A 22,854-nucleotide genomic window follows, 5' to 3' on the forward strand; every position below is an offset into this window, starting at 1 on the left:
CAAGAGAGTGGGGGCGGGTATGCGCATAGGCGCGCGAATGATCGCGGTCGGGCTGATGTTGGCGGTCATGGCTGCCGACGTGTGGGCCGCGTCGGATGTGCGCAGTGTTCGCCTGTGGCGCGCACCGGACAACACGCGCCTGGTCTTCGACCTGTCCGGCCCGGTGCAGCACAGCGTGTTCACCCTGACCGCGCCGGATCGTATCGTGATCGATATCAGCGGCGCCAAGCTGGTCACCCCGCTGGACAAGCTGGCCCTGAGCAACACGCCCATAACCGCGGTGCGCTCGGCGCAGCGTACACCGGACGACTTGCGCGTGGTCATCGACGTCTCGGCCCAGGTCACCCCGAAGAGTTTCACCCTGGCGCCCAATCAGCAGTACGGCAATCGCCTGGTCGTCGACCTGTTCGATCAGCCGTCGGATGCCGCGCCGAGTCTGCCATCCACCACCACCGCCAGTGAGCCCCCGGTTCCCGTCACGCCGACCCAGGCACCGCCCAAGGTGGCCCCCGTGCCGGGTGGCAAACGCGATATCGTGATCGCCATCGACGCCGGTCATGGTGGCGAAGACCCTGGTGCACTGGGCCCGACCAGGGGCCAGTTCGAGAAGAACGTGACCCTGGCCATCGCCAAGGAGCTGCAGCGCCAGGTCAATGCTCAGAAGGGTTTCCGCGGCGAGTTGGTGCGTACCGGCGACTATTTCATTCCGTTGCGCAAGCGTACCGAGATCGCCCGCAAAAAGGGCGCCGATCTGTTCGTGTCCATTCACGCCGATGCGGCGCCCCGTGCGGCCGCTTTCGGCGCTTCGGTTTATGCGTTGTCCGACCGCGGCGCCACCTCGGAAACCGCGCGCTGGCTGGCGGACGCCGAGAACCAGTCCGACCTGATCGGCGGTGCCGGCAACGTCAGTCTCGAAGACAAGGACCGCATGCTTGCCGGCGTGCTGCTCGATCTGTCGATGACCGCGTCGCTGTCGTCCAGCCTCAATGTCGGGCAGAAAGTGCTTGGTCAGATGGGCCAGGTCACGCCGCTGCACAAGCGCCGCGTCGAGCAGGCCGGCTTCATGGTATTGAAGTCGCCGGACATTCCGTCGATCCTGGTCGAAACCGGCTTCATCTCCAACCCCAGCGAGGCGCGCAAGCTGCACTCGGCTGGTCACCAGCAGAGCCTGGCGCGCTCCATCGTCACCGGTGTGAAGCAGTTCTTCGAACAGAACCCGCCGCCCGGCACCTACATCGCCTGGCTGCGCGACAACGGCAAAGTTGCCCAGGGGCCGCGTGAGCACCGGGTCTCCTCCGGGGAAAGCCTGGCGCTGATCGCCCAGCGCTATCAGGTCAGCCTGGCGAGCCTGCGCAGTGCCAATTCGCTGAAGTCCGACGTGATCAAAGTCGGCCAGACGCTGCAGATTCCCGCGACCGCCCTGGCCGTCCAGCCATGAGTGACGTGGCACGCATCCAGCTGCTCAGCCCGCGGCTGGCGAACCAGATCGCCGCCGGTGAGGTGGTCGAACGCCCGGCGTCGGTGGCCAAGGAACTACTGGAAAACAGCCTGGATTCAGGGGCCAAGCGCATCGAAGTAGATGTCGAGCAGGGCGGTGTCAAGCTGCTGCGCGTGCGCGACGATGGTCGCGGCATCGCCGCCGATGATCTGCCGCTGGCGCTTGCCCGCCATGCCACCAGCAAGATTCGCGAGCTCGAAGACCTCGAACAGGTCTTGAGCATGGGCTTTCGTGGTGAAGCCCTGGCGTCCATCAGCTCGGTCGCCAGGCTGACGCTCACTTCCCGTACCGCTGACGCCGAACAGGCCTGGCAGGTGGAGACCGAAGGCCGCGAGATGCAACCGCGCGTGCAGCCGGCGGCCCATCCGGTCGGCACCTCGGTGGAGGTGCGCGACCTGTTCTTCAATACCCCGGCGCGGCGCAAATTCCTCAAGGCCGAGAAGACCGAGTTCGATCACCTGCAGGAGGTCATCAAACGCCTCGCGCTGGCGCGTTTCGATGTAGCCTTCCACCTGCGTCATAACGGCAAGAGCGTGTTGTCGCTGCATGAAGCCAATGACGACGTGAGCCGTGCCCGGCGTGTCGCCTCGGTGTGCAGCGCAGGCTTTCTGGAGCAGGCGCTGCCCATCGATATCGAGCGCAATGGCCTGCACCTGTGGGGTTGGGTCGGGTTGCCGACCTTCTCCCGCAGCCAGGCGGACCTGCAGTATTTCTACGTGAACGGCCGCATGGTGCGTGACAAATTGGTCGCCCACGCGGTGCGCCAGGCGTACCGCGACGTGCTGTTCAATGGCCGCCATCCGACCTTCGTGCTGTTTCTGGAAATCGACCCCACCGCCGTCGACGTCAACGTGCACCCCACCAAGCACGAAGTGCGCTTCCGCGAAGGGCGCATGGTTCACGACTTCCTCTACGGCACCCTGCACCGAGCGCTTGGCGAGGTGCGTCCGGAAGACCATTTGGCCACGCCGGCCGCCGCCGAGACGGTGCTGCGACCTAGCGGCCTGGCTGCCGGTGAGTTCGGCCCGCAAGGTGAAATGGGGCTTTCCGCCAGCGTGCTCGAGCGCCCGACCGATTCGGTCTGGCGTTCCCCCGGTGCCGGTTATCAGGGCCAGCGCAGCGAAGCCACGCTGCCGGCCGCCGAGGCGCAGGGCGTCTATCGCGAGTTCTACGCGCCGCTGGCCACCAGCAGCGCGCCGGCTGCCTTGCCGGAGGTTCAAGGTGATATCCCGCCGCTGGGTTACGCCATCGCTCAGCTCAAAGGCATCTATATCCTGGCCGAAAATGCCCACGGCCTGGTGGTCGTGGACATGCACGCGGCCCATGAGCGCATCACTTACGAGCGTCTCAAGGTGGCAATGGCCAGTGAAGGCCTGCGCGGCCAGCCGCTGCTGGTGCCCGAGTCCATCGCCGTCAGCCAGCGTGAAGCGGACTGCGCCGAAGAGCATGGCCAGTGGTTCCAGAAACTCGGCTTCGAGTTGCAGCGCCTGGGGCCGGAAACCCTGGCGATTCGCCAGATTCCGGCGCTGCTCAAGCAGGCCGAGGCGACGCGCCTGGTGGGCGACGTCTTGTCCGACCTGCTCGAGTACGGCACCAGTGACCGCATTCAGGCGCATCTCAACGAGCTGCTGGCGACCATGGCCTGCCATGGCGCGGTGCGCGCCAATCGCCGCCTGACCCTGCCGGAGATGAATGGCCTGCTGCGTGATATGGAACAGACCGAGCGTAGTGGCCAGTGCAACCATGGCCGGCCGACCTGGACGCAGATGAGTCTCGACCAGCTCGACAAGCTGTTCCTGCGCGGCCAGTAACAGGCCGCTGAAAAACTACCTGCGTTGGCAATACTGCGTTAAAAACGGTCTCAAAATACTCGTTTACAACACGTAAACTGCGCTTTTTCGGCCGTTTTTGCCTTGTCTTACCTGCCTCGCCTACGTTTTTCAACGGCCTGGTGCCTTCGGTGCCGCGCTTGCGGTCGGCGGCTCAGGCCCGGAAAATGGGCCGCCGTTGATTCGAGTCGTGTTGATGTTTTCTTTGCCTCCCGCCATCTTTCTGATGGGCCCGACCGCGTCCGGAAAGACCGATCTGGCCCTGGCCCTGGCGCGCGTGTTGCCCTGCGAGCTGATCAGTGTGGACTCGGCGTTGGTTTATCGCGGCATGGACATCGGCACCGCCAAGCCGGATCGCGCCACTCTCGAGGCCTTTCCCCATCATCTGGTGGATATTCGCGATCCGTCCGAAGCCTATTCGGCGGCCGATTTCCGACGTGATGCCCTGGCCTCTATGGCTGACATCACCGCGCGCGGGCGTATTCCGCTACTGGTTGGCGGCACCATGCTCTACTACAAGGCGCTGCTCGAGGGCCTGGCCGATATGCCGGGCGCTGACGTCGAGGTGCGCGCCGAGCTGGAGGCACGGGCCGAACAGGAGGGCCTGGCGGCGCTGCATGCCGAGCTGCAGGCAGTGGATCCGCAATCGGCGGCGCGCATTCATCCGAACGATCCGCAGCGTCTGGTCCGCGCCCTGGAGGTGTTCCGGGTCAGCGGCATGACCATGACGCAACTGCGTGAGCAGCAGAGCGAAGCAGCGACTGAGGGCGGCGGCTTGCCCTATACTGTCGCGCAGTTGGCGATAGCGCCTGCGCAGCGGCAGATTCTCCACGAACGAATCGCCAAACGATTTGATCTGATGCTGGAACAGGGCTTCGTCGCCGAGGTCGAACGCCTGCATCGGCGAGGTGACTTGCACGGTGAAATGCCGTCTATTAGAGCGGTAGGTTACCGACAGGTGTGGGATCATCTGGAAGGGCGACTCAGTGCAGCGCAGATGCGCGAGCGCGGCATCATCGCCACCCGCCAGCTGGCCAAACGGCAATTCACCTGGTTACGCAGTTGGCAAAATGTGCACTGGCTGGACAGTCTCGATTGCGACAATCTGCCACGTGCCTTGAAATACATGGCAACGGTCTCCATATTGAGCTGAGACCTTGCCGCGGGCCGTCTATCCTTGGGGGAAGACGTGCCAAAGCCGTTTGTAGGCCAAGCAACCCGTTCAAACACTATTCATTTATCGATTCATTTAGGAGTGCGGCACATGTCAAAAGGGCATTCGCTACAAGACCCTTACCTCAATACCCTGCGGAAGGAGCGCGTTCCGGTTTCCATCTACCTGGTCAACGGCATCAAGCTGCAAGGCCAGATTGAATCCTTTGACCAGTTCGTCATTCTGCTGAAGAACACCGTCAGCCAGATGGTCTACAAGCACGCGATCTCCACCGTGGTGCCGAGCCGTCCGGTTCGTCTGCCAAGCGCGTCGGAGTCCGATCAGGCCGAGTCCGAGCCAGGTAACGTCTAAGCCAGGGGGTCGCATTGTTCTTCGAGCGCCATGAAGGGGGTGAACGGGCCATCCTGGTTCATCTGGATAGTCAGAGCACCGAGGCGAGCGAGGATCCCCAGGAGTTTCAGGAATTGGCGCTTTCTGCCGGTGCCGATACCGTGGCGTTCTTCAGTGTGCCCAATAGCCGGCCCACCGCGAAGTTCCTTATCGGTAGCGGCAAGGTGGAAGAGCTGCGTGACCAGGTCAAGGCCCACGAGGCCGACCTGGTCATTTTCAATCATGTCCTCACGCCTAGTCAGGAGCGTAACCTCGAGCGCATGTTCGAGTGTCGCGTGCTGGATCGCACCGGGCTGATTCTCGATATCTTCGCCCAGCGCGCACGTACCCACGAAGGCAAGCTGCAGGTCGAGCTGGCTCAGCTCGATCACATGAGCACGCGCCTGGTGCGTGGCTGGACTCACCTCGAACGACAGAAAGGCGGGATCGGTCTGCGCGGCCCGGGTGAAACCCAGCTGGAAACCGACCGCCGCCTGTTGCGCGTGCGTATCCGCCAGATCAAGCAGAAGCTGGAGAAGGTGCGCAGTCAGCGGGAGCAGGCGCGCCGCGGCCGCAAACGGGCCGATATTCCTTCCGTGTCGCTAGTCGGCTACACCAACGCCGGCAAGTCCACATTGTTCAACGCCCTGACCGAATCCGAGGTCTACGCGGCTGATCAACTGTTCGCCACCCTTGACCCGACCCTGCGTCGTCTCCAGCTCGACGACCTGGGCCCCGTGGTGCTGGCCGATACCGTGGGCTTTATTCGTCACCTGCCGCACAAGCTGGTCGAGGCGTTTCGCGCGACGCTTGAGGAATCGAGCAACTCCGATCTGCTGCTGCACGTGATCGATTCGCACGAGCCGGAGCGCGATGCGCAGATCGAGCAGGTGCTCGAGGTGCTGGGCGAAATCGGCGCCCAGGATCTGCCGGTACTTGAGGTCTACAACAAGCTCGACCTGCTCGAGGGTGTTGAGCCGCAGATCCAGCGCAATGCCGACGGGCGCCCCGAGCGGGTGTGGTTGTCGGCGCGTGATGGTCGCGGTTTGCCGCTGCTCAAGCAGGCGGTGGCCGAGCTGCTCGGTGACGATCTGTTCGTCGCCACCCTGCAGCTGCCGCAGCGCCTGGCGCGCCTGCGGGCGCAATTCTTTGAGCTGGGCGCGGTGCTGCAGGAGTCCTATGCCGAAGACGGCAGCAGCCTCTTACAGGTGCGCATCCCGCGGGTCGAGCTCAATCGTCTGGTCAGCCGCGAGGGCCTGCAGCCGCTGGAGTTCATTGAGCAACACACTTTGCAATAAAGCCCGCGGCGGTGATTTTGCCGCTGGAAGCAGGCATTCTGTAGCATTGGTGGGCGCGCCGTTGGGCGCGTCTTTGCTTTATCAGTATGGAGAGCGCTATGGCTTGGAATGAGCCGGGTGGCAACTCGAATAATCAGGATCCCTGGGGTGGCGGCGGCCGTGGCGGTAAAGGCGGCGGTGGCGGCGATCGCAAGGGACCACCGGATCTTGACGAAGCCTTCCGCAAGCTGCAGGACAACCTCAATGGGTTGTTCGGTGGTCGCAAGAAACGCGGCAGTGATGGTAGCGGCTCCGATAGCGGCAAGAGCGGCGGTTTCGGCCTGCTGTTCGTTGCGCTGGCCGTGGTCGGCGTCTTCTGGCTGTATAACGCCATCTACGTGGTCGACGAGCAGGAGCAGGCCGTGGTGCTGCGCTTCGGCAAGTACTACGAGACGGTCGGCCCGGGTCTGAACATCTACTTCCCACCGATTGATCGCAAGTTTCAGGAAAACGTCACCCGCGAGCGTGCCTACAGCAAGCAGGGGCAGATGCTGACCGAAGACGAGAACATCATCGAAGTGCCGCTGACCGTTCAATACAAGATCAGCAGCCTCAAGGATTACGTGCTCAACGTCGACATGCCGGAAACCAGCCTGCAGCACGCCACTGACAGCGCCGTGCGCCACGTGGTGGGTTCCACCGAGATGGATCAGGTGCTGACCGAAGGCCGTGAGCAGATGGCCGGCGATGTTCGCGAGCGTCTGCAGCGTTTCCTCGACACCTATCGCACCGGTATCACCGTTACCCAGGTGAACCTGCAGAGCGCTGCGGCACCGCGTGAAGTGCAAGAGGCTTTCGATGACGTGATTCGTGCCCGTGAAGACGAGCAGCGCGAGAAGAACCTGGCGGAAACCTACGCCAACGGTGTGGTGCCGGAAGCCCGTGGTCAGGCCCAGCGTCTGATCGAGGATGCCAGCGGTTACCGCGACGAAGTGATCTCCCGCGCCCAGGGCGAGGCGGATCGTTTCACCGCGCTGGTCGCCGAGTACCGCAAGGCCCCGGAAATCACTCGCGAGCGTCTGTATCTGGACACCATGCAGCAGATGATGACCAACACCAGCAAGGTGCTGGTCACCGGTGACAAGGGGCAGAACAATCTGCTCTATCTGCCGCTGGACAAGATGATCGACAGCCGTGGCGGCAGCAGCAATTCGTCGTCCGGCGCGGTTGGTGCCGGCGCTGCCGATCTCGGCGCGCGTGTGGGTAACAATGTTGGGCAGCCAGACGTGCGTACAAGGGAGAGCCGCTGATGAGCAATAAATCACTGGTGACCCTGATCGCGGGCGTAGTGCTGGCCCTGGTGGCCTGGAGCAGCTTCTACATCGTGGCGCAGACCGAGCGGGCGGTACTGCTGCAGTTCGGTCGTATCGTAGAGGCGGACGTGCAGCCGGGTCTTCACATGAAGATTCCGTACGTCAACCAGGTGCGCAAATTCGATGCCCGTCTGCTGACTTTGGATACCGTCAATTCGCGCTTCCTGACCCTCGAGAAGAAAGCGTTGATGGTCGATGCCTACGCCAAATGGCGCGTGCAGGATGCCGAGCGTTACTACACCGCGACCTCGGGTGTGAAGCAGATCGCCGACGAGCGTCTGTCGCGTCGTCTCGAAGCCTCGCTGCGTGACCAGTTCGGTAAGCGCACCCTGCACGAGTCGGTATCCGGCGAGCGTGATGCACTGATGGCTGACGTCACCGCCTCGCTTAACCGCGCGGCGCAGCGTGAGCTGGGTATCGAAGTGGTGGACGTTCGCGTCAAGGCCATTGACCTGCCCAAGGAAGTCAACCGCAGCGTCTTCGACCGCATGAGCTCGGAGCGTGAGCGCGAGGCGCGTGAGCACCGTGCCAAGGGTAAGGAGTTGGCAGAGGGTATTCGCGCTGACGCCGATCGTCAGCAACGCGTGATTCTCGCCGAGGCTTATCGCCAGGCCGAGGAACTGCGCGGTGAGGGTGATGCCCAGGCCGCGGCCATCTACTCCAAGGCCTATGGCCAGGATCAGGAGTTCTACGCCTTCTATCGCAGCCTTAACGCCTATCGCGAGAGCTTCTCCGACAAGCGTGACGTGCTGGTACTGGATCCGAGCAGCGACTTCTTCCGTTACCTGGAAAAGTCCAAGCCGTAACGAGGCTCCGAGCCGCAAGCCAAACACCGCAAGCCGAAGCCCCGTGCTCGCTTGTCGTGTGAAGCTTGCGGCTTGAGGCTTTCGACGTGGTATGATGCAGCAGCCGGGAAAATCCCGGCTTTTTTACGCCTGTGGGAATCATGCGGCACGAACTGAGCGTTACGTTCTGTCTTTCAAGGTCCCTGACCTTGTCCCTTTCCGCGCCGCTGGCGTGGGGGCTTCGTGCAATCAAATCTCTGATCGTCTCGATGCCCGTTCCTGGAGTCGGCCGGCCTGTTGCCGTGCTCGGCTTCCCATCCGCTTCACTGAAGGCTTGTGCCGCCCGAATCAAGAGGGAAATGGCGAAATGGCAACGGTAGACCGCTGGCTGCTGCCAGATGGGATCGAAGAAGTATTGCCCCCGGAAGCGGCGCGCATCGAAATCGCGCGTCGTCAGGTACTGGATCTGTTCCAGCGCTGGGGCTATGAATTCGTGGTCACTCCCCACATCGAGTACCTGGAGTCGCTGCTCACCGGCGCGGGCCAGGATCTGGATCTGCGTACCTTCAAGGTGACTGATCCTCTGTCTGGCCGGCAGATGGGTTTCCGTGCCGACATCACCCCGCAGGTCGCGCGCATCGATGCGCATACCCTGCGCCGTGAAGGGCCGAGCCGCCTGTGCTACGCCGGCAGCGTACTGCATGCGCAGCCGCGGGCGCTGACCACCTCGCGCAGCCCGATTCAGCTGGGCGCCGAACTTTACGGCGACGCCAGTCCGGCCAGCGATGTAGAAGTGATCAGCCTGCTGGTCGACACCTTGGAGCTGGCCGAAGTGCCGGACGTGCACATGGACCTGGGGCACGTCGGTATCTACCGCGGCCTGGTGCGTGCTGCTGAACTCTCTGGTGAGGCCGAGCAGCAGCTGTTCGATGCCCTGCAGCGCAAGGCCATGGACGAGATCGATGCGCTTACCGAGGCGCTGCCGGACTCGCTGCGTCGCATGCTGCGGGCCCTGGCCGAGCTGTGCGGAAGTCGCGAAGTGCTGGATCTGGCCCTGGCCTGTCTGGTCGATGCGCCGGATGACGTGCATGCCGCTCTCGACGAGCTGGTGGCCATCGCCGATGCGCTGGAGCTGCGCTATCCGGAGCTGCCGTTGTATTTCGATCTCGGTGAGCTGCGTGGTTATCACTACCACACTGGCGTGGTGTTCGCCGCGTTCGTACCGTCCGTGGGGCAGGCCATCGCCCAGGGCGGTCGTTACGACGACATCGGAGCCGACTTCGGTCGTGCCCGTCCGGCTACCGGCTTCTCCACCGACCTGAAGACGCTGGTGACGCTCGGCCGTATGCCGCTGGGCGAAGAGCCTGCAGGCATCTGGGCGCCGGACAGTCATGATGTTTATCTGTGGCAGGCGGTCCGCCGCTTGCGCGCCGATGGTGAGCGCGTGGTACAGGCGCTGCCGGGGCAGGAATTGAGCGAGGCGGTGCAGGCGCACTGTGATCGCCAACTGGTATTGCATGAGGGTCGCTGGCAGGTGCTGGCGCTGGACTGAGCGGCCTGCTGGCTCGTCTATTCTGATTTATTTTCGCCGGCCGCGACCGGCTCAAGCTTGCGCGAAGAGGACAAGTATCATGGGTAAGAATGTCGTCGTCCTGGGCACCCAGTGGGGTGATGAGGGCAAGGGCAAGATCGTCGATCTGCTGACCGAACACGCCGCCGCCGTCGTGCGTTACCAGGGCGGTCACAATGCCGGCCACACGCTGGTGATCGACGGTGAGAAAACCGTACTGCACCTGATTCCGTCGGGCGTGCTGCGTGAAGGCGTGCAGTGCCTGATCGGCAATGGCGTGGTGGTCGCTCCCGACGCTCTTCTGCGTGAAATCACTAAGCTGGAAGAGAAGGGCGTACCGGTGCGTGAGCGCCTGCGCATCAGCCCGTCCTGCCCGCTGATTCTGTCCTACCACGTGGCCCTGGACCAGGCGCGCGAGAAGGCCCGTGGCGAGCTGAAGATCGGTACCACCGGTCGCGGTATCGGCCCGGCCTACGAAGACAAGGTCGCCCGTCGCGGCCTGCGCATCGGTGACCTGTTCCACCGCGAGCGTTTCGCCGCCAAGCTCGGCGAGCTGCTGGATTACCACAACTTCCAGTTGGTGAATTACTACAAAGAGCCGGCCATCGACTTCCAGGAAACCCTGGATCAGTGCATGGAATACGCCGAGCAGCTCAAGCCGATGATGCTCGACGTCACTGCCGAGCTGCACAACCTGCGTCGCGCCGGCAAGGACATCATGTTCGAAGGCGCCCAGGGCTCGCTGCTGGACATCGACCACGGCACCTACCCGTACGTCACCAGCTCCAACACCACTGCCGGCGGTATCGCCACCGGTTCTGGCGTTGGCCCGATGTACATCGACTACATCCTCGGCATCACCAAGGCCTACACCACCCGTGTCGGTTCCGGCCCGTTCCCGACCGAGCTGTTCGATGATGTCGGCGCCTTCCTGGCCAAGCGTGGCCACGAGTTCGGTGCTACCACCGGTCGTGCCCGTCGTTGCGGCTGGTTCGACGCGGTGATCCTGCGTCGCGCCATCGACGTCAACAGCATTTCGGGCCTGTGCCTGACCAAGCTGGACGTGCTCGACGGCCTGGAAACCATCCGTATCTGCGTGGGCTATAAGAACGAGAACGGCGCTGTCATCGACGCCCCGACCGATGCCGACAGCTACATTGGCCTGGAGCCGGTGTACGAGGAGATGCCGGGCTGGAGCGAGTCGACCCTGGGTGCCAAGACCCTGGAAGAACTGCCGGCCAACGCCCGTGCCTACATCTCGCGCCTGGAAGAGCTGGTCGGTGCGCCGATCGACATCATCTCCACCGGCCCGGATCGCAACGAGACCATCGTGCTGCGCCATCCTTTCGCCTGAGTGGTAACGGCTGCTGTGGCAGCCGCAGGTCGGTAAACGAAACGGGTCGCCCTTGGGCGGCCCGTTTTCGTTTGACGAGGCGCGAGGTCTGGGTGCAATCTGGCGATGTGCCGCTATTCGGCACGCGCCTTGCTTTGACTTGCTCCTACCCTGAAGTTGCCGCTCCTCTGGCGGTCGGAGGATTTGCCCGTGATCGCTGTCTTTTCGCTGCTGCGTAGTCGCCTGTTACTGCCCGTGTTCATCGCGCTGGGCGTGGCGCTGTTCGTTCAGGTGGTGCTGGTGCTGGCACTGACGCGCAGCACCGTGGATGGTCTGGTGACCGATCTTGAGCGCCAGCTGGGCAGCGATTCCCAGCGTCTGGCGAGCGAGTTGGAGCAGGCCAACAAGGACGTGTCGGCTAGCCTGGGCGGGCTTTCGGTGCGTACCCGTGAGAGTCTGTCGGCCGGGCTGTCGAGTCGCCTCAGTGATGAACGTGTGCAGATTCGTGCCAGTCTCGAGCGCAGTCTGCGCGATTCCGCCAATGATCTGGCGCAGCTGCTCGCTGCCGTGGCGCCGCGTGCCATGTGGGATTCCGATATCCCTGCGCTGTCGGAATTCGCCCGCCGTGCGCAGCGTAACCCCAACGTGCTGTTCGTAATCTACGACGATGCCGAGGGTAACCATCTGACCCGTTACCTCAACCGTCAGAACGAGCAGATTCAGCACATGCTCGATACCGGGGCGGGTGAGCGTGCGCTGGACAAGGTAATCAATGCAGCCAAGACCGACCCGGGCGTGTATTTCGTCGAAGCCAGCATCAGCCCCAATGATGTGGAAATCGGCAAGGTGCTGATGGGGGTTTCCACGTCCGCCATCGAGGCCGAGCTGCAGGCGGTCGACAAGCGTTTCGAGGCCTTGCTTGCTAGCGGTGGTCAGCTGGTGGCCGATAGTCTGGCCGGCGCCTCAACGGATAGCGCCAAGGCGCTTTCGGAGCGGCTGGCCTCGGCGCAGCAGGCGGCCCAGGGCATGGCGACCAATACCGGTGCAGCGGTCGACGCGGCCGCCTCCAACCTGCGCTGGCGCATCGGCATGGGCCTGGCGGTGGTTGGCTTCGGCGTATTGCTGGCGCTGGCGATCGTGCTGGGGCGTCGCGTGGTGGTGCGCCTGCGCACCTTGATCGCGGCGCTCGACGACTTGGCCGCTGGCGAGGGCGATCTGACCCGGCGAATCGAAATCGACAGTCGTGACGAGGTGGGTGAAATGGCCTCTGCCGTTAACCGTTTCGTCGCCAAACTGCAGCCCATCGTGCGTGAGGCCGGTGACGTGGCGGTGCGCACCGGACAGGAAATTACCGCGCTGAGCGCTCGCAGCGTTGCCGCGGAGCAGGCTGCCGAACGCCAGCGTGACGAAGTGGCAGCCAGCCTGCAGGCGCTGGCAGTAATGGCTGACGAGGCTCAGGCCGAAAGTCGGGCCATGCAGGAGGCTTTGCAGCGGGTCGAGGCGATTCGCCAGTCGACCCAGGAAAACACCGCCATCGCCAACCGGGTCGGCGGCTCCATCGAAGAGCTGGTGCAGCGGGTCGACGCCGGTTCGGCGGTCATCGAGCGTCTGGCCAAGCAGAGTGAGCAGATCGAGGTGGTGCTCACGGTGATTCGCTCGATCGCCGAGCAGACCAACCTGCTGGCCCTCAACGCGGCCATCGAGGCGGCGCGGGCCGGCGAGAGCGGCCGTGGCTTTGCCGTGGTGGCCGATGAGGTGCGTGCTCTGGCCAGCAAGACCCAGCAATCGACCGGCGATATCCAGTCGCATATCGTCGCCCTGCAGCAGGGCGCCCGTGAAGCGGTCGGGGCAATCGGTCAGGCTGGGCAGCAGGCGGACCAAGGCTTGGCGGCGCTTCGTGAAAGCGCGCGTATCCAGCAGGCGGTACAGCGCTCGGTTGAGGACGTACACGGCGCCATCAATGCCGCCACTCAGGCTGCAGCGCATCAGGCCGAAGGGGCCGATGCGGTGCGCGGTCGTGTCGAGGTAATCCACGCCGAGGCCCAGCGTGCGGCCGAGGCGGTGGCGGCGACGGCCAATAGCGGTCGTGTACTCGATGGCCTGGCGGGGCAGCTCAAGGACAGCCTGGGTCAGTTCAAGGTGTGAGGAGGGCAGCGCGGGCCTGGTGATTGCCAGGCCTTGCGGGTCACTTTTGCTCAGGCAATAAAAAACCGAGCCATTGGCTCGGTTTTTTGAATTTTGGTGCCCAGGAGAAGACTCGAACTTCCACGATCTTGCGATCACTGATACCTGAAACCAGCGCGTCTACCAATTCCGCCACCTGGGCACTGCAGTAATGTTCACCGTTGCCGGTACGGATCATTACATCCGTTATTTGCAAAGCAGGTTATCAAGCTGCTTCACGAAATTTGGTGCCCAGGAGAAGACTCGAACTTCCACGATCTTGCGATCACTGATACCTGAAACCAGCGCGTCTACCAATTCCGCCACCTGGGCACTGAAACTGATGATTGCTCATCTGCTTCGTGTTACAACGTCTGCTCGACGCTGTGGGCGCGAACTATACGGTCGCGCTTTTACCTTGTAAACCCCTGACGTCGAAAAATTATTTGTGCTGAGAGCTGACCCGGAGGGCGCTTTCGCGCTTCAATAGATACATGGCAAAAAACGACTCTATAGATAAGGTGAACAGTTTCTAATGGCCGATTGGCAATCCCTCGATCCCGAGGCCGCCCGAGAAGCGGAAAAGTATGACAACCCCATTCCCAGCCGCGAGCTGATTCTTCAGCAACTGGCTGATCGCGGCTCGCCCGCCAGTCGTGAGGAGCTGCTCGAAGAGTTCGGGCTGACCACCGACGAGCAGATAGAAGCCCTGCGCCGCCGACTGCGCGCCATGGAGCGCGACGGTCAACTGATCTACACCCGCCGCGGCACCTATGCGCCGGTGGACAAGCTGGACCTGATCCTTGGTCGCGTCAGTGGCCACCGCGACGGCTTCGGCTTTCTGGTGCCCGATGACGGCAGCGATGACCTGTTCCTGAGCCCCGCGCAGATGCGTCTGGTATTCGATGGCGACCGCGCACTGGCGCGGGTTTCGGGCCTCGACCGTCGAGGTCGCCGCGAAGGCGCTATCGTCGAAGTGATTTCCCGTGGCCATCAGACCATTGTCGGTCGTTATTACGAAGAGAGCGGTATCGGCTTCGTGATTCCCGACAATCCGAAGATCCAGCAGGAAGTGCTGGTCACTGCCGGCCGTAACGGCGGCGCCAAGCAGGGCCAGTTCGTCGAAGTGACGATCACCCACTGGCCGACCCCGCGCTTCCAGCCCCAGGGCGACGTGACCGAAGTGGTCGGTAACTACATGGCACCGGGCATGGAAATCGACGTGGCCCTGCGCAGCTACGACATTCCTCATGTCTGGCCAGAGGCGGTGCTCAAGGAAGCCCGCAAGCTCAAGCCCGAGGTCGAGGAGAAGGACAAGGAAAACCGCGTCGACATGCGGCATATCCCGTTCGTCACCATCGACGGCGAGGATGCCCGCGATTTCGACGATGCGGTGTACTGCGAGAAGAGCGGCAGCAACTGGCGCCTGTTCTCCGGCGGCTGGAAGCTTTACGTGGCCATCGCCGACGTTTCCCATTACGTGAAGGTCGGCTCGGCGCTGGACGCCGAGGCCCAGGTACGCGGCAACTCGGTGTACTTCCCGGAGCGGGTCATTCCGATGCTGCCGGAAGAGCTGTCCAACGGCCTGTGCTCGCTGAACCCCAAGGTCGATCGCCTGGCCATGGTCTGCGAGATCTCGATCTCCAAGACCGGCAAGATGACCGACTACAAGTTCTATGAGGCGGTGATCCACTCCCATGCGCGCCTGACCTACAACAAGGTCAGTGCCATGCTCGAGCAGCCCAAGAGCAGCGAAGGCAAGGCCCTGCGCAGCGAGTACAAGGACGTGCTGCCGCACCTCAAGCAACTGTATTCGCTCTATCAGGTGCTGCTCACCGCTCGCCACGAGCGCGGCGCCATCGACTTCGAAACCCAGGAGACCCGCATCATCTTCGGCTCGGGCCGCAAGATCGCGGAGATCCGCCCGACCCAGCGCAACGATGCCCACAAGCTGATCGAGGAATGCATGCTGGCCGCCAACGTGGCCACCGCCGCGTTCATGCAGAAGCACGGCATTCCGGCGCTGTACCGCGTGCACGATGGTCCGCCACCGGAGCGCCTGGAAAAGCTCAAGGCGTTTCTCGGCGAGCTGGGGCTTTCCCTGCACCGTGGCAAGTCCAAGGACGGTCCGTCGCCCAAGGACTACCAGGCACTGCTGGAAAGCATCCGCGGTCGCGAGGATTACCACCTGATCCAGACGGTGATGCTGCGCTCGCTCAGCCAGGCGGTATACAGCGCTGACAATCAGGGGCACTTCGGCCTCAATTACGACGCCTACGCGCACTTCACCTCGCCGATTCGCCGCTACCCGGATCTGCTGATCCATCGCGCGATCCGCAGCGTGATCCGCTCCAAGCAGGACACCCCGCACGTCGAGCGTGCCGGTGCCGTTAGCATGCCCAAGGCGCGCATCTATCCGTACGACGAACCAATGCTCGAGCAGCTCGGTGAGCAGTGCTCGATGTCCGAGCGACGTGCCGATGAAGCCACTCGTGACGTGGTCAACTGGCTCAAGTGCGAGTTCATGAAGGATCGCGTCGGTGAAACCTTCCCGGGCGTGATCACTGCCGTGACCGGTTTCGGCCTGTTCGTCGAGCTCAAGGACATCTACGTCGAAGGCCTGGTGCACGTCACCGCGTTGCCTGGCGATTACTACCACTTCGATCCCGTGCATCACCGTCTGGCGGGTGAGCGCAGTGGCCGCAGCTTCCGCCTTGGCGATAGCGTGTCGGTGAAGGTCATGCGTGTCGATCTGGATGAGCGCAAGATCGATTTCGAGATGGCCGAAGGTACAGAGCAGGCGCCGGCGGCGCGCGGCAAGCGTCGTGAGTCTGGCGGCGATAGCCGCAGTGGCCGCGGGGCGCGCAACACGCCTGCTGGTAATACCGACGTCCAGAAAAGCCGTGATGTTAAGAAGGCGCTGCTCGCCGAGTCCAAGACTTCCGGCAAGAAAGGCGGCAAGCCGACGGACAAGGGTGGCAAGCCGAGTCGCCATCGCAAGGGCCCGTCGAAAGGCAAGGCCAAGTCATGAGTCAGCTGGAAAAGATCTACGGCGTGCATGCCGTCGAGGCGCTGCTGCGTCATCACCCCAAGCGTGTGAAGCAGATCTGGCTGGCTGATGGTCGCAGTGATCCGCGCGTGCAGCCGCTGCTCGAGCTGGCCGGTCAGGCGCGTGTAGCTGTCGGCCAGTGCGAGCGCCGTGAGATGGACGCCTGGGTCGAAGGCGTGCACCAGGGTGTGGTCGCGGAAGTCAGCCCAAGTCAGGTATGGGGCGAGGCGATGCTCGAGGAGTTGCTCGACCGTTGTGAAGGCCCACCGCTGCTGCTGGTACTCGACGGGGTGACCGATCCGCACAACCTCGGCGCCTGCCTGCGCACCGCCGATGCGGCGGGTGCGCTGGCGGTGATCGTGCCGAAGGACAAATCGGCCACGCTCACGCCGGTGGTGCGCAAGGTCGCCTGTGGGGCCGCCGAGGTGATCCCGCTGGTCGCCGTGACCAACCTGGCGCGCAGCCTGGAAAAGCTCCAGCAGCGCGGCTTGTGGGTCGTCGGTACGGCTGGTGAAGCCGAGCAGGAGTTGTTCCAGCAGGACCTGACTGGCCCGACAGTGCTGATCATGGGCGCTGAAGGCAAAGGCATGCGCCGCCTGACCCGCGAGCACTGCGATTACCTGGTCAAGCTGCCCATGGCTGGCAGCGTCAGCAGTCTCAACGTGTCGGTCGCCACCGGCATCTGCCTGTTCGAGGCGCTGCGTCAGCGTCGCGCGCTCAAAGCCTGAACCAATCGCCGGTACAGCGCCGGCGATTGGCTGTTCAAAAAATCGCCAAATCGCCTTGCGTGCGCCTGGGGGCTTCTCTAGAATGTCGCCCCTTGCCGTCATGGCAGGTGTTTGCGCGCCTCTCCGTTTCAGCAAGTCAACAGTGTCATTCACTCCTTGCCTGACCGCATTTCGCGGCAGGCTACAACCCGTAAGGAGCATTCATGCGTCATTACGAAATCATCTTTCTGGTTCACCCGGACCAGAGCGAGCAAGTCGGCGGCATGGTCGAGCGTTACACCAAGCTGATCGAAGAAGACGGCGGCAAGATCCACCGTCTGGAAGATTGGGGCCGTCGTCAACTGGCCTACGCCATCAACAACGTTCACAAGGCTCACTACGTGATGCTGAACGTTGAGTGCAGCGGCAAGGCCCTGGCCGAGCTGGAAGACAACTTCCGCTACAACGATGCCGTGATCCGTAACCTGGTCATCCGTCGCGACGAAGCCGTTACCGGTCAGTCCGAGATGCTCAAGGCCGAAGAAAACCGCAGTGAGCGCCGTGAGCGTCGTGAACGTCCTGAAAACGCCGAGTCCAACGACGGCGATGACAGCGACAACAACGACAGCGACAACGCTGACGAGTAATCACCGGATCTATTGAGGAGCCAATCCCATGGCACGTTTCTTCCGTCGTCGTAAATTCTGCCGTTTCACCGCTGAAGGCGTGAAAGAGATCGATTTCAAAGATCTCAACACCCTGAAAGCCTACATCTCGGAAACCGGCAAAATCGTTCCTAGCCGTATCACCGGTACCAAGGCTCGTTATCAGCGTCAGCTGGCTACCGCTATCAAGCGCGCCCGCTTCCTGGCCCTGCTGCCCTACACCGACAGCCACGGCCGTTAAGATCTGACGTTCGACAAGTAGTAAGGGATTTATCGCATGCGCGCCTTGGCAGAATTCATCATGCGCGGCCGTATGCAGGCCACCCTCGTGGTGGTCGGATCTGCAGCTTTGCCGCTGCTGTTCTGGTTGAGTGCTGCCGCGGGAAGCCTGGTGCTTCTGCGGCGCGGCTTGAGTGATGCCGTCGGCATCCTCGCCTGGGCGTTACTGCCGGCCATTGGCTGGTGGTACTTCGGCGAACCGCGCACCTTGCTGGTGCTGCTGGGCGCGCTGGGGCTGGCGTGTGTATTGCGCGCCAATCCGTCCTGGAGGCGGGTGCTGTTGTTCAGCATCGCGCTGGGCCTGGTGTATGGACTGGTATTGGGGGCGACGTTCCGCGAGCCCATCGAAGCCATGGCGCAGGAGCTGACCAAGCTGTTGCCGCAGATGCTCGATGGGGTTCACCAACAGATGTCGGTGGATGATCAGGCGCGTCTCCAGAGTCTCATTGCACCCATCCTGACCGGATTGCTGGCAGCGCTGCTGCAGGTGGTCAGCTTGCTGAGCCTGATGCTTGGGCGTTTCTGGCAGGCGGCGTTGTACAACCCTGGAGGTTTCGGCTCCGAGTTTCGTGAGCTGAGATTTCCGCCGATGCTGGCGATGTTGCTGCTGGTCGGCATGCTGCTCGGGCCCAATCTGGGTGTCGAGATGGCCATGCTCACGCCGTTGTGCAGTGTTCCGCTGGTGTTTGCTGCCATCGCTCTGTTGCACGGGCTGGTGGCCAAGGGCCGACTGTCGAAGTTCTGGCTGGTCGGGCTGTACATTACGCTGCTGCTGTTCATGCAGCTGATCTATCCCTTGCTGGTGGTGTTAGCCATCGTCGACAGTCTGTTTGATTTTCGTGGTCGTCTGGCGGACAAGCCCGGTTCGGGTCCCGCCAACGGTGAAGGTTAAAAGTTAAGAGGTAACACCCAAATGGAAGTCATCCTGCTGGAAAAAATCGCCAACCTGGGCAACCTGGGCGATAAAGTGAACGTTAAAGCCGGTTACGGCCGTAACTTCCTGCTGCCGCAAGGCAAAGCTACCGCTGCCACCGAAGCCAACGTCGCTGCTTTCGAAGCACGTCGCGCCGAACTGGAAAAAGCCGCTGCCGAGAAGAAAGCTTCCGCCGAAGCTCGCGCCGCTCAGCTAGCTGAGCTGGAAGTCACCATCACCGCCACCGCTGGCGATGAAGGCAAGCTGTTCGGTTCCATCGGCACCCACGACATCGCTGACGCCCTGACCGCCTCCGGCGTTGAAGTGGCCAAAGCCGAAGTTCGTCTGCCGAACGGCACCATTCGCCAGGTTGGCGAGTACGACGTGGCCGTGCACCTGCACAGCGATGTCGAAGCAACCGTCAAGGTTGTCGTAGTCGCTGCCTAAGTCTCAGCGAACTGCTTAGCGGGCTTGCACTCAGGTGCCTTCCCGCTAACATCGGGCACGGTATTGCGAAAGCGGTACCGTGCCCTTTGTTTTTCACCGCAAGCATTCTTTCCAGGCGCCCATGAACGACATCAGCATCACCGAACAGTACGACCTGCAGACCGCTGCCCTGAAAGTGCCTCCGCACTCAATCGAGGCCGAGCAGGCGGTGCTCGGTGGTTTGATGCTCGACAACAACGCCTGGGAGCGCGTACTGGATCAGGTGTCCGATGGCGACTTCTATCGCCATGACCATCGCCTGGTCTTTCGCGCCATCTTCAAGCTCGCCGAACGTAACCAGCCGTTCGACGTGGTCACCCTGTCCGAGCAGCTCGACAAGGAAGGACAGCTGTCGCAGGTCGGCGGCCTGGCGTACCTGGGCGAGCTGGCCAAGAACACGCCGTCGGTGGCCAACATCAAGGCCTACGCAGGGATCATTCGCGAGCGCGCCACTCTGCGCAAACTGATCGGTATCAGCAACGAGATCGCCGACAGTGCCTACGCACCCGAAGGCCGTACCGGCGAGGAAATTCTCGACGAGGCCGAGCGGCTGATCTTCCAGATCGCCGAGGCGCGGCCGAAGACCGGTGGCCCGGTGGGCATCAACGACATCCTGGTCAAGGCCATCGACCGCATCGATGAGCTGTTCAACAACGGTGACGCGATCACCGGCCTGTCCACCGGCTTTACCGACCTGGACAACCTGACCAGCGGCCTGCAGCCGGCCGACATGATCATCGTCGCCGGTCGTCCATCGATGGGTAAGACCACCTTCGCCATGAACCTGGTGGAAAACGCGCTGATGCGCAGCGACAAGTCGATCCTGGTGTATTCCCTGGAGATGCCTTCCGAATCCATCGTGATTCGTATGCTGGCGTCCCTCGGCCGCATCGACCAGACCAAAGTGCGTGCCGGCCGCCTGGACGATGACGACTGGCCGCGGCTGACTTCGGCGGTCAACCTGCTCAATGACCGCAAACTGTTCATCGATGACACTGCCGGTATCTCGCCCAGCGAGATGCGCGCACGCACCCGGCGCCTGGCCCGCGAGCACGGCGAGATCGGCCTGATCATGGTCGACTACCTGCAGCTGATGCAGATTCCCGGCTCCAGCGGTGATAGCCGGGTCAACGAAATTTCCGAGATCTCGCGCTCGCTCAAGGCGCTGGCCAAGGAGTTCAACTGCCCGGTCATTGCCCTCTCGCAGCTCAACCGGGGCCTGGAGCAGCGGCCCAACAAGCGCCCGATCAACTCCGACTTGCGTGAGTCCGGGGCGATCGAGCAGGACGCCGACATCATCCTTTTCGTCTACCGCGACGAGGTCTACCACCCGGAAACCGAGTACAAGGGCGTCGCCGAAATCATCATCGGCAAGCAGCGTAACGGCCCCCTGGGTACTGCGCGCCTGGCGTTTCTCGGCAAATACTCGCGCTTCGAGAATTTGGCGCCCGGTAGCTACCAGTTCGACGACGAGTGATGCCTCAGTCGGCCGGCTGGAACACCGCGTAACCTGAGCGGCCGGCTGCCTTGGCCTGATAGAGCGCCTGGTCGGCTGACTTGTAGAGGCCGGCGAACTGCTCGGCGTGCAGGGGGTAGAACGCTGCGCCAATGCTGATGCTGACGTTCAGGGTGTGGCCGGCATATTCCACCGGCCGGGCCAGTTCGGCGAGCAGGCGTTCAGCGACATCCTCGGCGTAATGCTGGGCATCGGCACCGCCGATCAATACCGCGAACTCATCCCCGCCCAGACGCGCCACAGTATCGCTGCCGCGTACCTGCTCACGCAGCCTTCGGCCGATGTGCTGCAGCAGTAGGTCGCCGGCATCGTGGCCATGGCGGTCATTGATCGGTTTGAAGTGGTCCAGATCGATCAGCAGCAAGGCCAGGTTTTCATCGCTCTGCCGTGCGCCACGCATGGCGCTCTCGCACTGCTCGATCAGGTAGCGGCGGTTGGGCAAGTCAGTCAGGGCATCGTGGAAGGCGGCATGTCGCAATTCCAGTTCCTGCTGGGAGAGCTGCAGGTTGGCGCTTTTCAGTTCGGCGGTGCGCCGGTCGACGGCCACTTGCAGCTCATCGGCGCTGGCCTGCACCTGCGCTAGGCGCGCACCTTTCTCCTCGTCAGCCCGCAGCAATGCTTCGGCTCGCTCGTTCTTCAGCAGCTGAATGCGGTAGGCGAGAGCGAACGAGAACAGGATGGACTCCAGCGCAACGGCGACCGGAAACACGTAGCTGCTCCACGGAGCAGGCTGGATGATGCCCATGGCACGCAGCAATAGCAGGTTGACGCTGGCCAGGATCGTGCCATAGCCACAGAAGTACAGACACGCCGGGAAGTAGCCTTGCCTCCAGCGCTTTAACGAAGCCCAAAGGGCGGTGGGAATCGTGGCGATCGCCAGTAGTACGAATATCCAGGCGCCAACGGCGCGCAAGCCGAAGGCATCAGCCGTCACTGCTACCAGATAGAGGCCTAAGCTGACGTTTAACAGGTGGTGAGCCCAGGGTACGTAGCGACGCGTCTGCAGCAACTTCTGAGTGAAACGACAGGCACCAAAGCCCCAGAGCGCTGGAATGCTGATGCGGTCCAGCCAGAAGGGCACCGCCGAGCCTGGCCACAGGTACTGAAAACCGTGGCCGGTCATGCTCAGGATCATCAGCAGAGCGCCGGTGGTGGTCACTACATACCAGAAGTAGGCGCTGTCACGCAGTGCCAGAAAGATAAACAGGTTGTAGAGCAGAAGGGCGATGATCACACCGTAAATAAGGCCCAGTAGCAGGTTTTCTCCGCTCACCTGGCTCTTCAGATCGCCCAGTTGCCACACTTTCAGCGGGAAGGAGTTGCCGGCCGGGTCATAGCTTCGCAGGTAGAAGGTGAGCGGCTGTTCGCCCAGTTCCGGCAGGCGCAGCAGCATACGCCGGTGTGGATAATCGCGGCCTTCGGCGAAACTCACCCGTTCGCCGGATTGACGGATTTGCCAGCCACCCTGGTCATCGGGCAGATAGAGCTGCAGATCGAGGAGGGTCACCGAGGCGATTTCCAGCCACCATTGCTTTGGCGCATCCGCTGTGGCGCTCAGGGTGACCTTGATCCACCAGGGATTAGGGCTCTGGCCGACGCTGGCCTTGCCATGGGCCGGCATGAAACGCTGCTGCACAGCGGGAGCGCTCATATCCGCGATGCTTAGCTTTGCGCCCTTATCTTCGAGCAGCTCGACCTGCTCGTTAAGGCTTTGCCCGCTGCTGGCCGGCGTCAGCGTGATGCTGTTGGCGTAGGCGACTAGGCTCAAGGAAGTCAGCAACAAAATCTGCGTCAGGAATTTGGCTAGGCGCTGCACGCGGGGCTCCTGGGGCAGGCAGGCATTGTTTTGTAAGCCTAAGCCTACACCC

At 62.6% G+C, this 22,854-nt stretch carries 18 protein-coding genes and 2 tRNA genes; 17 read left to right on the forward strand and 3 right to left on the reverse strand.

All coding sequences use genetic code 11. From position 1 onward, the window contains the following. The first annotated feature begins 7 nt into the window (after window positions 1-7). From BM279_RS19300 to BM279_RS19345, 10 genes are all read left to right on the forward strand, one after another. Entirely contained in the window at window positions 8-1,438 is a 1,431-nt protein-coding gene (locus BM279_RS19300; protein ID WP_208604551.1) for an N-acetylmuramoyl-L-alanine amidase, read from the forward strand. Beyond that, entirely contained in the window at window positions 1,435-3,309 is a 1,875-nt protein-coding gene (gene mutL / locus BM279_RS19305) for a DNA mismatch repair endonuclease MutL (RefSeq protein WP_093506438.1), read from the forward strand. Before BM279_RS19300 ends, mutL begins: the two co-directional genes overlap by 4 nt. A 214-nt stretch (window positions 3,310-3,523) precedes the next feature. After that, entirely contained in the window at window positions 3,524-4,480 is a 957-nt protein-coding gene (miaA, locus tag BM279_RS19310; protein ID WP_093506440.1) for a tRNA (adenosine(37)-N6)-dimethylallyltransferase MiaA, read from the forward strand. A gap of 111 nt (window positions 4,481-4,591) precedes the next feature. Continuing rightward, window positions 4,592-4,852: an RNA chaperone Hfq gene (gene hfq / locus BM279_RS19315; RefSeq protein ID WP_013793183.1), complete on the forward strand. Its 261-nt coding sequence runs from the start codon at window positions 4,592-4,594 to the stop codon at window positions 4,850-4,852. Window positions 4,853-4,866: 14 nt separating this feature from the next. Beyond that, window positions 4,867-6,168: a ribosome rescue GTPase HflX gene (gene hflX / locus BM279_RS19320; RefSeq protein ID WP_093506442.1), complete on the forward strand. Its 1,302-nt coding sequence runs from the start codon at window positions 4,867-4,869 to the stop codon at window positions 6,166-6,168. 98 nt (window positions 6,169-6,266) lie between these two features. Next, a complete protein-coding gene (hflK, locus tag BM279_RS19325) occupies window positions 6,267-7,457 on the forward strand; it encodes an FtsH protease activity modulator HflK (RefSeq protein WP_093506444.1) in 1,191 nt (396 codons plus the stop codon). Next, window positions 7,457-8,326: a protease modulator HflC gene (gene hflC, locus BM279_RS19330; protein ID WP_013793180.1), complete on the forward strand. Its 870-nt coding sequence runs from the start codon at window positions 7,457-7,459 to the stop codon at window positions 8,324-8,326. The genes hflK and hflC overlap by 1 nt, the downstream gene beginning before the upstream one ends. A gap of 346 nt (window positions 8,327-8,672) precedes the next feature. Beyond that, window positions 8,673-9,857: an ATP phosphoribosyltransferase regulatory subunit gene (locus BM279_RS19335; protein ID WP_093506446.1), complete on the forward strand. Its 1,185-nt coding sequence runs from the start codon at window positions 8,673-8,675 to the stop codon at window positions 9,855-9,857. Between the two features lie 79 nt (window positions 9,858-9,936). Continuing rightward, on the forward strand, window positions 9,937-11,229 hold the full coding sequence (locus tag BM279_RS19340) for an adenylosuccinate synthase (RefSeq protein WP_093506448.1): 1,293 nt from the start codon (window positions 9,937-9,939) through the stop codon (window positions 11,227-11,229). Between the two features lie 189 nt (window positions 11,230-11,418). Continuing rightward, window positions 11,419-13,353 carry a methyl-accepting chemotaxis protein gene (locus BM279_RS19345; RefSeq protein WP_093506450.1) on the forward strand — a complete coding sequence of 645 codons (1,935 nt, stop codon included), beginning with the start codon at window positions 11,419-11,421 and terminating at the stop codon, window positions 13,351-13,353. A 94-nt stretch (window positions 13,354-13,447) separates the two neighbouring features. Here the strand turns inward: BM279_RS19345 and BM279_RS19350 are convergent. Then, window positions 13,448-13,534: transfer RNA gene (locus tag BM279_RS19350), tRNA-Leu, on the reverse strand. An 83-nt stretch (window positions 13,535-13,617) separates the two neighbouring features. Beyond that, window positions 13,618-13,704: transfer RNA gene (locus BM279_RS19355), tRNA-Leu, on the reverse strand. A gap of 202 nt (window positions 13,705-13,906) precedes the next feature. On the opposite strand from BM279_RS19355, the gene rnr reads away from it, so the two are divergent. The 7 genes from rnr to dnaB all read left to right on the forward strand — a co-directional run bounded on the left by rnr (window position 13,907) and on the right by dnaB (window position 20,947). Further along, window positions 13,907-16,402 carry a ribonuclease R gene (rnr, locus tag BM279_RS19360; protein WP_093506452.1) on the forward strand — a complete coding sequence of 832 codons (2,496 nt, stop codon included), beginning with the start codon at window positions 13,907-13,909 and terminating at the stop codon, window positions 16,400-16,402. Next, the gene (gene rlmB, locus BM279_RS19365) at window positions 16,399-17,148 is read left to right on the forward strand and encodes a 23S rRNA (guanosine(2251)-2'-O)-methyltransferase RlmB (RefSeq protein WP_093506454.1); all 750 of its coding nucleotides are present in this window, start codon (window positions 16,399-16,401) and stop codon (window positions 17,146-17,148) included. The genes rnr and rlmB overlap by 4 nt, the downstream gene beginning before the upstream one ends. A gap of 203 nt (window positions 17,149-17,351) precedes the next feature. Next, window positions 17,352-17,774, forward strand: a complete 423-nt coding sequence (rpsF, locus tag BM279_RS19370; RefSeq protein WP_013793174.1) for a 30S ribosomal protein S6 — start codon at window positions 17,352-17,354, stop codon at window positions 17,772-17,774. Between the two features lie 28 nt (window positions 17,775-17,802). Then, window positions 17,803-18,033, forward strand: a complete 231-nt coding sequence (gene rpsR, locus BM279_RS19375) for a 30S ribosomal protein S18 (RefSeq protein WP_013793173.1) — start codon at window positions 17,803-17,805, stop codon at window positions 18,031-18,033. Window positions 18,034-18,069: 36 nt separating this feature from the next. Then, on the forward strand, window positions 18,070-18,963 hold the full coding sequence (locus tag BM279_RS19380; protein ID WP_093506456.1) for a YybS family protein: 894 nt from the start codon (window positions 18,070-18,072) through the stop codon (window positions 18,961-18,963). A gap of 21 nt (window positions 18,964-18,984) precedes the next feature. Next, window positions 18,985-19,431, forward strand: a complete 447-nt coding sequence (gene rplI / locus BM279_RS19385; RefSeq protein WP_013793171.1) for a 50S ribosomal protein L9 — start codon at window positions 18,985-18,987, stop codon at window positions 19,429-19,431. Between the two features lie 121 nt (window positions 19,432-19,552). Then, window positions 19,553-20,947, forward strand: coding sequence for a replicative DNA helicase (gene dnaB / locus BM279_RS19390; RefSeq protein WP_093506458.1), 1,395 nt, complete (start codon window positions 19,553-19,555; stop codon window positions 20,945-20,947). Window positions 20,948-20,951: 4 nt separating this feature from the next. Here the strand turns inward: dnaB and BM279_RS19395 are convergent, their stop codons facing one another. Next, entirely contained in the window at window positions 20,952-22,802 is a 1,851-nt protein-coding gene (locus BM279_RS19395) for a diguanylate cyclase domain-containing protein (protein WP_093506460.1), read from the reverse strand. Window positions 22,803-22,854 lie beyond the last annotated feature (52 nt).

Source organism: Phytopseudomonas straminea (assembly GCF_900112645.1).
Taxonomy (GTDB): Bacteria; Pseudomonadota; Gammaproteobacteria; order Pseudomonadales; family Pseudomonadaceae; genus Aquipseudomonas; species Aquipseudomonas straminea.